At 41.9% G+C, this 11,917-nt stretch carries 17 protein-coding genes and 1 tRNA gene; 8 read left to right on the top strand and 10 right to left on the bottom strand.

The window, feature by feature from the left end:
* The 6 genes from traM to BN2628_RS16560 form a co-directional block, all read left to right on the top strand.
* Positions 1-1,129, top strand: a 1,129-nt coding sequence (gene traM / locus BN2628_RS16585; RefSeq protein WP_055100228.1) for a conjugative transposon protein TraM, incomplete at its 5' end; no start/stop codon positions are given.
* Positions 1,130-1,163: 34 nt separating this feature from the next.
* A complete protein-coding gene (gene traN / locus BN2628_RS16580) occupies positions 1,164-2,099 on the top strand; it encodes a conjugative transposon protein TraN (RefSeq protein WP_055100223.1) in 936 nt (311 codons plus the stop codon).
* Positions 2,100-2,102: 3 nt separating this feature from the next.
* On the top strand, positions 2,103-2,684 hold the full coding sequence (locus BN2628_RS16575; RefSeq protein ID WP_055100218.1) for a conjugal transfer protein TraO: 582 nt from the start codon (positions 2,103-2,105) through the stop codon (positions 2,682-2,684).
* 13 nt (positions 2,685-2,697) lie between these two features.
* On the top strand, positions 2,698-3,135 hold the full coding sequence (locus tag BN2628_RS16570; protein WP_055100212.1) for a DUF3872 domain-containing protein: 438 nt from the start codon (positions 2,698-2,700) through the stop codon (positions 3,133-3,135).
* Positions 3,136-3,222: 87 nt separating this feature from the next.
* On the top strand, positions 3,223-4,137 hold the full coding sequence (locus BN2628_RS16565) for a hypothetical protein (RefSeq protein ID WP_055100210.1): 915 nt from the start codon (positions 3,223-3,225) through the stop codon (positions 4,135-4,137).
* A 22-nt stretch (positions 4,138-4,159) separates the two neighbouring features.
* Positions 4,160-4,576: a hypothetical protein gene (locus BN2628_RS16560; protein ID WP_055100206.1), complete on the top strand. Its 417-nt coding sequence runs from the start codon at positions 4,160-4,162 to the stop codon at positions 4,574-4,576.
* Positions 4,577-4,746: 170 nt separating this feature from the next.
* Here BN2628_RS16560 and BN2628_RS16555 read toward each other — a convergent pair whose 3' ends face one another.
* The 8 genes from BN2628_RS16555 to BN2628_RS17695 form a co-directional block, all read right to left on the bottom strand.
* Positions 4,747-5,229 carry a DUF7258 domain-containing protein gene (locus BN2628_RS16555; RefSeq protein WP_055100201.1) on the bottom strand — a complete coding sequence of 161 codons (483 nt, stop codon included), beginning with the start codon at positions 5,227-5,229 and terminating at the stop codon, positions 4,747-4,749.
* A gap of 11 nt (positions 5,230-5,240) precedes the next feature.
* Entirely contained in the window at positions 5,241-5,462 is a 222-nt protein-coding gene (locus tag BN2628_RS16550; protein WP_055100199.1) for a DUF3873 domain-containing protein, read from the bottom strand.
* A 19-nt stretch (positions 5,463-5,481) separates the two neighbouring features.
* The gene (locus BN2628_RS16960; RefSeq protein ID WP_074024222.1) at positions 5,482-5,694 is read right to left on the bottom strand and encodes a hypothetical protein; all 213 of its coding nucleotides are present in this window, start codon (positions 5,692-5,694) and stop codon (positions 5,482-5,484) included.
* A gap of 50 nt (positions 5,695-5,744) precedes the next feature.
* Positions 5,745-6,278: an antirestriction protein ArdA gene (locus BN2628_RS16545; protein ID WP_055100197.1), complete on the bottom strand. Its 534-nt coding sequence runs from the start codon at positions 6,276-6,278 to the stop codon at positions 5,745-5,747.
* Positions 6,279-6,918: 640 nt separating this feature from the next.
* Positions 6,919-7,452 (bottom strand): ORF6N domain-containing protein, encoded by a 534-nt coding sequence (locus tag BN2628_RS16540; RefSeq protein ID WP_055100684.1) that lies wholly within the window; start codon positions 7,450-7,452, stop codon positions 6,919-6,921.
* Between the two features lie 22 nt (positions 7,453-7,474).
* On the bottom strand, positions 7,475-8,692 hold the full coding sequence (locus BN2628_RS16535; RefSeq protein WP_055100195.1) for a site-specific integrase: 1,218 nt from the start codon (positions 8,690-8,692) through the stop codon (positions 7,475-7,477).
* 269 nt (positions 8,693-8,961) lie between these two features.
* Positions 8,962-9,037: transfer RNA gene (locus BN2628_RS16530), tRNA-Lys, on the bottom strand.
* 171 nt (positions 9,038-9,208) lie between these two features.
* Positions 9,209-9,379: a hypothetical protein gene (locus tag BN2628_RS17695; RefSeq protein WP_257606532.1), complete on the bottom strand. Its 171-nt coding sequence runs from the start codon at positions 9,377-9,379 to the stop codon at positions 9,209-9,211.
* 76 nt (positions 9,380-9,455) lie between these two features.
* Between BN2628_RS17695 and BN2628_RS16520 the strand changes: the two genes are divergently transcribed.
* Both BN2628_RS16520 and BN2628_RS16515 read left to right on the top strand, forming a co-directional pair.
* Positions 9,456-9,698, top strand: a complete 243-nt coding sequence (locus BN2628_RS16520; protein ID WP_044229082.1) for a hypothetical protein — start codon at positions 9,456-9,458, stop codon at positions 9,696-9,698.
* Between the two features lie 417 nt (positions 9,699-10,115).
* Positions 10,116-10,628 carry an RNA polymerase sigma factor gene (locus BN2628_RS16515; protein ID WP_021930437.1) on the top strand — a complete coding sequence of 171 codons (513 nt, stop codon included), beginning with the start codon at positions 10,116-10,118 and terminating at the stop codon, positions 10,626-10,628.
* A gap of 90 nt (positions 10,629-10,718) precedes the next feature.
* Here the strand turns inward: BN2628_RS16515 and BN2628_RS16510 are convergent, their stop codons facing one another.
* Complete coding sequence (locus BN2628_RS16510) at positions 10,719-11,273, bottom strand: NADH peroxidase (RefSeq protein ID WP_021930436.1); 555 nt, start codon at positions 11,271-11,273, stop codon at positions 10,719-10,721.
* A gap of 52 nt (positions 11,274-11,325) precedes the next feature.
* A complete protein-coding gene (locus BN2628_RS16505; protein WP_021930435.1) occupies positions 11,326-11,682 on the bottom strand; it encodes a Fur family transcriptional regulator in 357 nt (118 codons plus the stop codon).
* Positions 11,683-11,917: the final 235 nt, after the last annotated feature.

Raw genomic sequence — 11,917 nt, 5'->3', positions numbered from 1 at the left:
CAAGGAGAAAGCGGAAACGGAAAGCGTGGGCGGTTTCAATGCCGACATCCCGCTGCCCGCAGAGGACGGGATTATAGCGGACAAGCAGACCGCCTACGAGCAGGCGATGATGAGCCGGAAACGGCAGGACAGGATACAATCCCTTCAGGACTTCGGTTTCATAGGGGACGAAGAAACGGAAGAACCGCAGGCGGAAGCCGGACTGATGCCGGAAGAAGATCCGAAGCCCGTGCGGGGCGGCGGCGCTTCTTCCTCGGCGACCGCCTACCGGGACATCAACCGCCAGTTGAGCACGTTTTATGAAACGCCCCCGGAGGACAGGGAAAAAGAGGACTTGAAACGGCAGGTGGCGGAACTGACCGAAAAGCTGGAACGCCAGCGGGAAGCCACGCCCACCGCTGACGAACAGATGGCTCTCTTGGAAAAGTCATACGAGCTTGCCGCCAAATATGCAGGCGGCGACAGGCAGGCGGCACAAGTGCCAGTCGTGGGCGACATCGAAAAGAAGCCGGAAGCGGTGTCCGTGCAGGCAGTACGGGACAACGCCGTTTCAGGGCTGCAACAGCCCATGAGCGATGCCGATTTTATCCGTGCTTACAGCCAGCCACGCAACTACGGCTTCAACACGGCGGTAGGAACGGGTTACGCAATGGGCAGGAATACGATAGCCGCCTGCATCCATCAAGACCAGACGCTGACGGACGGGCAGACGGTAAAACTCCGTCTGCTTGAACCCATGCAGGCGGGCAGCATCGTCATCCCGAAGAATACCCTTGTGGCGGGTACGGCAAAGGTACAGGGCGAACGTCTCGACATACTGGTGTCCTCGATAGAGTATGCGGGAAACATCATCCCGGTGGAACTCGCCGTGTTCGACACGGACGGGCAAAAGGGGCTTTCCGTCCCGTCCTCGATGGAGCAAGAAGCGTTCAACGAGGCGATGGCGAATATCGGCAGCGGGCTGGGTACAAGCATTTCCTTTACGCAGAACGCCGGGCAACAGGTGGCGATGGACGTTACAAGGGGGCTGATGCAGGGTGCGTCCGGCTACCTTGCCAAGAAGTTCCGAACCGTGAAAGTGAAGCTGAAAGCCGGGTACAGGGTGATGCTTTACGCCAAACAGCAATAATCATTTGACAAACCACTAAAATTTCCAATTAACGATGAAACAGATTTTTGTAATGTGCGCCCTCCTGCTGGGCGTGTGTGCGGCAAACGCACAGGAAACCGACACGGTGAAATATGCGGCAGGCAACGACTTGTACCGGGGTATCACCCGAAATCTGCCTTACCGACAAATGGTAACGCCCTACGGCGTGGAAGTGACTTTCGCCAAGACGGTGCATATCATTTTCCCCTCCGCCGTCCGCTATGTAGATTTGGGGAGCAACCACATCATAGCGGGCAAGGCTGACGGTGCGGAAAACGTCATCCGGGTGAAAGCCACGACCGAAGGCTTTCCGGGAGAAACGAACTTCTCCGTCATCTGTGAGGACGGCAGCTTCTATTCATTCAACGCCAAGTATGCCCGTGAGCCGGAAATGCTCAACATCGAAATGAAGGACTTCTTGGAAAATGAAGATACGTCCGACTTTTCGCATACCCGCATGAACATCTATTTCCGGAAACTGGGAAATGAAAGCCCGCTGCTGGTAAAACTGATAATGCAGAGCATCTACAAGAACAATGACCGTAAAGTGCGACACTTGGGCAGCAAGCGTTTCGGCATACAGTTTTTAATCAAGGGGATTTACACCTATAACGGGATGCTTTACGTGCATACGCAGACGAAGAACAGTTCCAACGTGCCTTTCGATACGGACTTCATCAAGTTTAAGATTGTCGATAAGAAAGTGCCCAAACGCACGGCTATTCAGGAAACGGTACTGGATGCGGTACGCAGCTACAACGAGGTGATAGAGATTGCCGGGAAAAGCACAGTCCGGACGGTGTACGCTCTGCCGAAGTTCACCATCCCGGATGACAAATTGCTGCTGGTGGAGCTTTACGAGAAGAACGGCGGTCGGCATCAGACCATACGGGTGGAGAATGCCGACATCGTGAACGCCGAAGTGATAAACGAACTGAAAATAAAGTAGGGAATGAAGAAACACATCTTTATAATGACACTCTTTGCGCTGTGCCTGAATTTGAACCAGGCACACGCACAAAGATACCTTCCGGGCATGAAAGCCTTGCAGGTAACGGCGGGCATGGCGGACGGGGTACATTGGAACTCCGACACGGATTTTGCCTGCCACATCGGGGCGGCATACAGTGTTTACACCAAGAACGCCAACCGCTGGGTGATTGGCGGGGAATACCTGCATAAGAAGTATGACTACAAGGATATGCGCATTCCGGTAGAACAGTTCACGGCGGAGGGCGGCTATTACCTGAAATTCCTTTCGGACAGGCGAAAGACTTTTTTCCTCTCGCTGGGGCTGTCGGCTCTCGCCGGGTATGAAACCAGCAACCGGGGCGACAAGCTGCTGCCGGACGGGGCTACGCTGCTGGACAAGGACTGTTTCATCTACGGCGGTGCGCTCACGCTGGAACTGGAAACCTACCTGACCGACCGGGTGGTGCTGCTCGTCAATGCGAGGGAACGTATGCTGTTCGGCTCGGACATCGGCAAGTTCCACACGCAGGTAGGCATGGGACTGAAATTCATTATCAACTGACCGCTATATAATAATGTATATGAAGAATGTAATGTATAAAATCATCGTGGGCTGCTACATCGTGGCCGCCCTCGTGCTTGTAACCTCCTGTAATGACAGCTTGGACATTCAGCAGGCTTACCCGTTCATGGTGGAAACGCTGCCCGTACCCAAGAAACTGAAAGTGGGCGAAACAGCCGAAATACGCTGCCAACTGGTGCGTGGCGGCGATTACCAGCCTACGACCTACCAGATACGCTATTTCCAGCCTGACGGCAAAGGAAAGCTGGAAATGGATAACGGTACGGTGTTCCTGCCCAATGACCTGTACCCGCTGGAAAAAGAGACCTTCCGGCTCTACTACACATCGGCATCGACCGACCAGCAGACGATTGACATCTATATCATCGACAGCTTCGGGCAGATGCAGCAGGTTTCGTTCTCGTTTAATAATAACAACGAGGAAAAATAAGTTTGTAAAACAATATAATGTGTTAAGAAGCATTGGATTTTTTTCTTTCCAATGCTTCTTTGTAGTATCTTTACAATAAAAAAGAATATGCCTCAAATAGAACCATTATATAATAAATTTATTACGCATATTGAATTATTGCGCAATGCGAATATTTTAACAGAGATGGATAACGATTATATTTGTCCAATTTGTTTGCGAAAATTCTCTAAAGAACAGATTTCTGCTTTGTCATTAGAAGATGCTCCACAAGATTCTTTAGGTGGACACAAGATCGCTATAACTTGCAAAGATTGCAATAATTCGTGTGGGCACAATATCGATATTCATCTTGTAAATTTTCTAAAACGATTAGATGAAGTTGATTTTGTAGAAGGTTCTACTCGACGTATAGAAATACCTAATAATGGTAAAAAGATAAATGCAATGTTAGAGGTCGGTAACAATAAAGAATTAAAAGTCATTCTACCTCAAAAAATTAATAATCCACAATGGCTACAAGAACATATAAACAATGTCAAAGAGGGGGATATTATAGATATAAAGAATCAAAGGTTAGATATTGATATGAAAAAGGTATCAACAGCTATTCTAAAAAATGCATATATCATTCTATTTTCTCACTTTGGATATTCTTTTTTACTTGATAAGCATTATGATAGAATCAGAGAACAGATAAAAAATCCAAGTAGATATATTGTACCTGATTTATGGACAAAGCAGTCCATAAATATGCAAGATGGAATATATTTATCTAATGATAATAGACATCGTGGATTCTTTATAATATACACATGTCAATATAAAACAGCTAAAAAACATCACTTTTGTTGTTTTATTCCTACACCTTTAATGCCATACGAGTTTGCATATCATTTCTTTGATGAATACCAACCGAATACACCTATGTATATGCAAACTATAAATGGTGATTTTTTAACTGATGAAAAAAACATAAAGACACTTAATAAGTGGGTATATAGCTGGGATATGAAATTATAGTATTAATTATAAATTTGAAGTTATGGAAAAAGTAAAGAAGTTTAAAGAGCTTTGTTCCGAGATGGAACGGCGAGAAAAGAATCTCAACGAAGAGTTAAAAGAATATATTCAAAAGGCTAATAATGTTTGTAAATTAGGAGGGTTTGTTTCATATGAAGATAAAATTATAGATCCTTTTGATTCTATTCCTGATGAATTAAAAAAAGAATATGAATATATATTTTCGCAAATACATGAACATGTACGGTCTCAATCTCAATGGAATAATGAAATAAATCAAGCCTATAAGGAAGCACAAGATGAAATTTTAGATTATGTTCAACAAAAAACACAATCTCAAGATATGGTTAATCATATACGACAAACAATGGGGAGAATTGCACAAGTTAATAGACTTGTAGCAATAGAATATGGAGAACAATCTATTTCTAATATTTAGACAATAAGCAGAATCTGTATAGAATAAGAAATATGGATAGCCCGCTGAAAAGTATCGGCGGGCAGGTTCCATGATAGAGAAAACAAAAGGTTTCTTTGTAATTTTTTTCACCGCAAACGGGCTCACGGAAGAAAGTAACGTAACGGCGGCAAGAATTCCACTGTTCTTTATTAACTGATTTTAAGGCTCTGTATGGGTACATTTTTCTCTAACCACACCTTTACCTGTTCAAAGTTGTATTCTCCCGTTATGACCGCCGTATGGTCGTTTATGGCTACAAACCTGACACTTTCATAGCTGTTTATCCAACCTTGCAAAGAAGAAACACCCCAAGTAGCAACATCTTCAAAAACGCTGCGGTCTATCTGGCTGATAGGCTCACCGAAAACTACTGTCATCGTCTGAAAGTCCGGTTCGTCTGCCAACAGTCGCAAATGGTGCAGCGTGCCGAACTCGTCCGTCTTGCGTCCCCATGCCCAATCTTCCGTGTACAAATCATCGCCCCACTGCTGCGGCTTATCGAAATGCACTTTCACGTTTACAGAATACTTGTTTTCCTCGATGTCCTCAATAACGCCCGTTACCATCATGCCCGTAAAAATACACTCGCAACGTCTGCCGATTAGTTTCTTGTTTACTTCTGTCGTTTTCATACCCTTAAAATTTATCTGTTATTACCCTGTTCTTTCTTTTCTATCCATTTATCCCGCCTGTGGCGGCACTCTGCCAGCGTTTTAACCACTGTGGAAAACAGTTCCCCGTCCGTGTGGCGGTAGTCGTACTGGTAAAATATCCGTCCCTTGAATGCGACCGGACGGTATTTTACAAACTTTTCCTCTCCCGGTGCTTGGGTGATGCTCACCCCGTTTCTGTTCAATGACTGCATGATATTCTGTTTTTATTCGTTATATACTCAATAGGGAAAGCAACAGCAGGAAAAGCAGAGCCACGCACAACGCATAAAACGCCGACAGGCAGACCCGGAGCAGGAAACAGGCGGCACGAAATACAAGATATGCCGTTACCGCCGTGATTGCTCCGGCTGTGCAGGCGAGCCGCCACACAAGGCAGAACAATAACACCCGCAGGATGATTTTATAAATGCTTTTCCGTTTCATCGTTTCTCTGTTTATGCGGGCAGGGCTTTTAATCCCGTCCGAATGGTCGTTTAAGCCGCCCGGAATACAAACCTGTCATCAAACCAGTAGTCGCACATGAACAAATCACGGGCAAACTGTTTGTAGTCGAAATAGGTTTTTGCGAACTCCGGCAGGTCGTAACATTCTTCCACGATTTGGTAGGCGAAATCTTCTTCATCGTCATATTGTCCCTGATATTCGTCCTGAAAGTCCCGTACAAGGTCGTCCGCATCTTCCTCGCTCAAATCATGGCTTTTGTAGTTGCACCACACGAAAAAGGCTTCCTGTTCGGTGTCGCCCAACTTTTCCACCGCATCCCGCAAGGTGAAGAAGTTCTCGGAAATCCAGCTTTCGCCGATTAGGTTTTCCGGTACGTTCTCCCAGTCCTGAAACATATACTCCGCATCTTCCTCGTCCTTGTGAAGCTCCCGGCAGGCTTCGTAAAAATCTTCCTTGTCTGAATAGTCCGACAGGTCAAGCCATGCCCCGAACAATGAACCGTTGTTGTACTTGCCATAAGTGCCTACATAAACTCTTGCTTCCGATAATGTTGCTGCTTCCATATCCTGTAATTTTTAAGTTTTTAATTTTATGCGGATTTGAGAGGTGAGGGAGTTGAAGTTTCACTGAACTTTTTTCCTGTTTCCCGTAAATCCGACTTTTTTTTTATGCGTCTTCCGGTCGGGTCGGTCGTTTTCGTTTCACATAGGCTTAAAAGGGCAGTGTTTAGAGTTTGCAGGGTTTTGTGGAAAAAATACCTCGCAACGAATGTCGCAGGGAAGATTTTTTTCGCCAAACCTGAAAAGGCTTGACCTTGCAAACCCGTGAAGAACACGTAACTACCTTTGCCTATTGAAATGATAAAAACGACCTCCCGGCTGGAGGACTGCTTAATGAGGAAGATTTACAGGTTGGGAAACAGGGAAAAAGTTCTTGTTCCCCATTCAGTCCATTAGGGAATTGCCTATGCGGGCGGGAAAAACAAGTGTGTCGGGAGTTCACCTTCCGATACTCTTGTGCGGGTTTCCAAAGGCTCTTTTCACGAAAGACAGTCTGCGATGCCATGCACCGCTGGCGTTTCGGGGAATGTGCCGGAGGGAAAGGAGATAAAAAATGCGGATAGCCCGGTGGACTGCCCGCAAAATAAATGGAAACCACTTGTTAGAATACAGTATATTAAACAGCATTTTATTACCAAAACCGTTACCTGTCTGTTTCCGGTTTGTCATAGGTAACGAATCCGATTCTGCGGCGTTGCTTCTGCTCTTGGGACTGGCTCAAAAGCTGCGTCAATGCCTGATAGATGTCGTTGAACTGCGTATCGGTGCTGGCTTCCAGTTCCTCAATGCGTTTCAACAGTTCTTCATACCCTGCGACCATCTGACGCATAAGGACAAATGCCCGCATAATGGAAATGTTCACTTCGATGGCGGTCTGGCTACGCAATACGGATGAAAGCATGGCTACGCCCTGTTCGGTGAAAGCCATAGGCAAGGCTGCGCCAAAGTTGTAATCAGGGGGTATCACATTTTGTGATACCCCTATGGATAACAATAAGTTGGCTTCCTCTTTCGAGAGGACAAACATAAAGTCGGATGGAAAACGACCAATGTTGCGTTTGACCGCCTGTTTCAAGGCACGTGTCTCTACTTGGTAAAGTTCCGCCAAATGAAAGTCAAGCATCACTCGGCAACCCCTGACTTCAAAAATTTTGTTTTGAATGATCTGCAAATCCATAAACTTCAAGATTTTATTGTGATTAAACGCTTGTTTTCCTTTCATTCAGCCTTTGGGCGAACATATCCATGTCGGCACTCAGTTTCGTGTCGATGATTTTAGCGTAAATTTGTGTGGTTCTGATGTTTGTGTGTCCCAACATCTTGGAAACGCTCTCAATGGGTACGCCGTAACTGATACTGAGGGTCGCAAAACTATGGCGGGCAACATGATAGGTGATTTTCTTGTTTATACCGCACACCGTTGCGATTTCTTTTAAGTAATCGTTCATCTTTTGGTTGCTGATTATCGGGAGAATTTTGCCGTCAGGCAATTTCCCGTCATATTTCTGCAAGATGGCTTTGGGAATATCCAACAGACGGATATTGGACGTTACGTTTGTCTTGTGCCTTTTCTTGATTATCCACAGGTTACCGTCAAAGGAAACCTTTATGTTCTCTGCCCGCAACTCGCACACATCCACATACGACAAGCCAGTATAACAGCTAAAAATGAACATATCACGCACCTGCTCCAGCCGCTTGCTAGCAAAGGTTTTCTGATAGATGCGGTCTAATTCTGCCTGTTCAAGAAAATCTCTTTCTACATACTCAAATTTCAGTTTATATGCCCCGAATGGATTAAAAGTAATCAGTCCCAAGTTGTGGGCAAACAGAACAACAGTCCTAAACCGCTGCATAAATTTCATGGCTGTATTGTGGGTACACGGATAATTTTCTCGGATAAACAGGTAGAAGCCCTCGATGAACACGACATTTATTTCCCGAAAGGTAATATCTTCCAAATTATATTTATTGTGGATATATTCTGCAAGGCGATTTTTGGTAAGCTCATAACGGGTATATGTTTTTTGCGTGGCTGTTTTCCCGACTTTCAGCGCATATTGTTCGTTATGCTGTGCGAACACTTGCAGGAGGGTCTTAGACTTTTCCTCCTTGCCTAAAAAGATGTTGCGTACTTTCTCTGCTGTTACATAGCCATCCCGTTCTAAAATGGTTTGATAGTGTCTGTGTAAGGTCGCCTTGATGCTATCCAGCATTTCATTCATGCGGGTAAATTCTGACCCTCTGCCAGTTACTTTTCCTGTTTGTGCAGACCAGTTCTTAGGATTGACTTCAAGTTTGGTGTTGAATTGGACTAATTTTCCGTCAATGGTAATACGTGCCATAATAGGCATATTACCGTTCTTTTTTACCTTGTCTCGTTTCAGGAAGAACAATACTCGAAATGTTGATTTCATACCTCATTGTTTTAAGTTACAAAACTACTTTTATTAACTCATAATGAGATAAATACAGGGTCGCCAATTCCCGACAACATTTCGCCATTTTCAGTCAAATCGTACCCCTTTTTTGAAGATTTTGTCGGGGGTACGAATAAGCCACTATTTTTTGTCCGTCAGTGACCTTTTCGTGGCGGTTTGGGTAGCCAAAAGGCAATAAAAAAAGTCCCACAAAATATTGATTTTGTAGGACTTGTCTTTTTATTGTCGCCTTTTGGCTTTTCTTTTGGTGATCCGCCTGGGGCTCGAACCCAGGACCCCAACATTAAAAGTGTTGTGCTCTACCTGCTGAGCTAGCGAATCTCCTGTTATATGTGCATCGATTTCTCAAATGCGTTGCAAAGGTAGTGCAATAATTTTAACTGCCAAATTTATCAAAGCTTTTTTTCTTCATTTATTAACTATACGAAAACTAAATATATAATTTTCAACTGTTTAAATATATTATATTTTTTAGTTTCATACTACACGATTTTAAGAATCTTCCAGTTCATCGTCATCATAAAGATTATTTAGCTCAAAAGCCAAACTATCCAACTCTTTTTTCCAAGCATCTACTACTTCCTTAGGAGTATCAGGTGCAGCTTTCGCAATATTATTCTGCGCTATCTCTATCTCCTTTTCAAGTTCCATACGACGGCTCATACCAATAAACATTTTGATTTTAAAACCAATAACAACCGTCTACGCAAAAAGTTTTACAATTACAAATTCCTTAATTATGTGTGTAACACAATTTTCGGTATACAGGAATATTTTGAATCATCTTAAAGCCTCAGCCAAAAATATCATTGCTTTCATGCTTTATCATCCAAATTATCCAGTACAATACAAAAGAAAAGAACCTTCAGACTCAGATTCCGGATTGCCAGAACAACAAGCATGCCCAATGACTGATGCTGCTCATGTAAGAGCTGGAAAGCATATTGCAGATACGCACCTAAAAACGCAAAACCTGAATTAGCCCCAAATATTCTCAAAAAGGCAAAAGAGTTTGGAGTTAATATCGAAAGTAATCTTATCTGGGAATGGGCAAAAAAGTAAAATATCTTCCTAAAACCTTAGAAAGATATAAATTAATGATTCGTTTCCGTACTTCCCAAACACCAAGCGAAACTCATTAAAATTTTTTATCCCCATTAAATTAAAAACAAAAAATCTTTTTAATAAAAAAGATTTTTATCCTTCACACTTGTAAATGGATATTTATCATTAAATTTGTATCGTCTCATTTACTTAAAAACATGCTATGCGTGCAGAAGAAGGATACAAAGCCTCCGCTGTGCACGCAATAGTTATGTGCCTAAAAGTAAGTGAGACGACTTTTTTCGGCGGAGGCTCTTTTTAATAAATAAAACAAAACCCTTTAATTTTAGTACCAATGTCATTCATACTCGTAGCCGATAATCTATTAAAGTTACATAACCAGCTTTTAAAATTTGCATATTCTCTAACATTAAACGACGATGATGCAAAAGACCTTCTTCAAGATACTATCCTTAAAACATTAGAAAACCACGAAAAGTTTATAGAAAATACAAATTTTAAATCTTGGGCATTTACCATAATGAAAAATTTATTCATAAACAAATATAGAAAAGAATCTGTTCATAATAACACGTTCATTGATTTAGACGAAATTGCGGATAATATCATGGGACCAGATAGAACAGATTATTTATACGATTATAAATTTATAAATAAAGTTATTTCCAGTATAAATAATGACAAACAGAAAGTTATATTTGGACTTTATATGTCAAAATATAAATATGAAGAAATAGCTCAAGAAATGAATTTACCTCTGGGAACGATAAAAAGGGAACTCCACACAATCAAACTTGACTTGCAAAAGAAACTTATAGAATTCAAAGCTGATTCCCTCAATAAATAATCGGGAACATCTATTGTGTAAGTTATAGATAAATGTTCCCGATTGTCAAGTTATGTCTATATAGAGAAATCCTTGTTAAAATAGAAAAATTTATTTCTTAAAGAATCTATTATACAAACCTTCGAATGCTTTACCATGACGAGCTTCGTCTTTACACATTTCATGAACAGTATCATGTATTGCATCCAATCCCAATTCTTTAGCACGAGTAGCGATTCTTTTTTTATCTTCACATGCTCCGGCTTCTGCATCCATACGAGCCTTTAGATTTGTTTTGGTATCCCATACTACTTCACCTAAAAGTTCAGCAAATTTTGCAGCATGTTCAGCTTCCTCCCAAGCAATACGCTTATATGCTTCTGCCACTTCAGGATAACCTTCGCGATCAGCTTGGCGACTCATAGCAAGATACATACCAACTTCTGTACATTCTCCATTAAAATGAGCTTTCAATCCTTCTAATACCTCAGCATCTACTCCTTTTGCGACACCAATTCTATGTTCGTCTGCAAACTGAAGAGCTCCTTCAGTCTCCACAACTTCTTTAAATTTGCTTCTAGGTTGTTTACATTGCGGACAAAATTCGGGAGCTTCTTCACCTTCATGTACATAACCGCATACTGTGCAAATCCATTTCTTTTTCATAATTCAATTCCTCCTAATTAAGTTTTAAGATATAATTATTCAATAAAGGTCGTCATTGACGACACTTTTTACAATAGCCTTTATAATAAACTTGAACTTCATCAACTTCAAACTCTCCTACTTTTCCCGTAGGTATAATACTAAAATACTCTTTTGGTAAATCATATATTTCTCCACAAATCTTACATTTAAAATGCCCATGCTGAGAAATATCTGCATCAAAACGAGTGTTTTTCTCATCGATCGTCAGCACTTGGACAGCTCCTTGATCCGCAAATAACTTTAATGTATTGTATACCGTCGTTTTAGAAAGAGTCGGAATTTGCGGATATAAATCATTAAATATTTTATCAACTGTCGGATGTACTTTATGCTCAAACAAATAATCCATAATAGCAATCCGTTGCATAGAAGGCTTTATTTTATGACTTAATAAATATCCGTGTATGAATTCCTGTTTCATTATAAAATTGTAATCATTACATTTTTAATTTCATTGCAAATATAATAATATTTTTTTCACATTATACTTTTATTTGCCAATAATTAACATAATTTTCTACTCAACCATACTACTTATATAGTCAACAACCGGTTAAAAATAAACTATATTTTCGACCTTATTTCAACAGATTATATCTTTA

This window comes from Gabonia massiliensis (genome assembly GCF_001403595.1).
In the GTDB taxonomy this organism is placed as follows: domain Bacteria; phylum Bacteroidota; class Bacteroidia; order Bacteroidales; family Coprobacteraceae; genus Coprobacter; species Coprobacter secundus.
Note: the sequence above shows the minus strand (reverse complement) of the source record. Positions and strands in the feature narration are given on the sequence as shown.

Excerpts from the sequence above, each read along its gene's own strand:
- traN (WP_055100223.1), top strand. The coding sequence starts at position 1,164 with ATGAAACAGATTTTTGTAATGTGCGCCCTCCTGCTGGGCGTGTGTGCG.
- BN2628_RS16575 (WP_055100218.1), top strand. The coding sequence starts at position 2,103 with ATGAAGAAACACATCTTTATAATGACACTCTTTGCGCTGTGCCTGAAT.
- BN2628_RS16570 (WP_055100212.1), top strand. The coding sequence starts at position 2,698 with ATGTATATGAAGAATGTAATGTATAAAATCATCGTGGGCTGCTACATC.
- BN2628_RS16565 (WP_055100210.1), top strand. The coding sequence starts at position 3,223 with ATGCCTCAAATAGAACCATTATATAATAAATTTATTACGCATATTGAA.
- BN2628_RS16560 (WP_055100206.1), top strand. The coding sequence starts at position 4,160 with ATGGAAAAAGTAAAGAAGTTTAAAGAGCTTTGTTCCGAGATGGAACGG.
- BN2628_RS16555 (WP_055100201.1), bottom strand. The coding sequence starts at position 5,229 with ATGAAAACGACAGAAGTAAACAAGAAACTAATCGGCAGACGTTGCGAG.
- BN2628_RS16550 (WP_055100199.1), bottom strand. The coding sequence starts at position 5,462 with ATGCAGTCATTGAACAGAAACGGGGTGAGCATCACCCAAGCACCGGGA.
- BN2628_RS16960 (WP_074024222.1), bottom strand. The coding sequence starts at position 5,694 with ATGAAACGGAAAAGCATTTATAAAATCATCCTGCGGGTGTTATTGTTC.
- BN2628_RS16545 (WP_055100197.1), bottom strand. The coding sequence starts at position 6,278 with ATGGAAGCAGCAACATTATCGGAAGCAAGAGTTTATGTAGGCACTTAT.
- BN2628_RS16540 (WP_055100684.1), bottom strand. The coding sequence starts at position 7,452 with ATGGATTTGCAGATCATTCAAAACAAAATTTTTGAAGTCAGGGGTTGC.
- BN2628_RS16535 (WP_055100195.1), bottom strand. The coding sequence starts at position 8,692 with ATGAAATCAACATTTCGAGTATTGTTCTTCCTGAAACGAGACAAGGTA.
- BN2628_RS17695 (WP_257606532.1), bottom strand. The coding sequence starts at position 9,379 with ATGAGCCGTCGTATGGAACTTGAAAAGGAGATAGAGATAGCGCAGAAT.
- BN2628_RS16520 (WP_044229082.1), top strand. The coding sequence starts at position 9,456 with ATGTGTGTAACACAATTTTCGGTATACAGGAATATTTTGAATCATCTT.
- BN2628_RS16515 (WP_021930437.1), top strand. The coding sequence starts at position 10,116 with ATGTCATTCATACTCGTAGCCGATAATCTATTAAAGTTACATAACCAG.
- BN2628_RS16510 (WP_021930436.1), bottom strand. The coding sequence starts at position 11,273 with ATGAAAAAGAAATGGATTTGCACAGTATGCGGTTATGTACATGAAGGT.
- BN2628_RS16505 (WP_021930435.1), bottom strand. The coding sequence starts at position 11,682 with ATGCAACGGATTGCTATTATGGATTATTTGTTTGAGCATAAAGTACAT.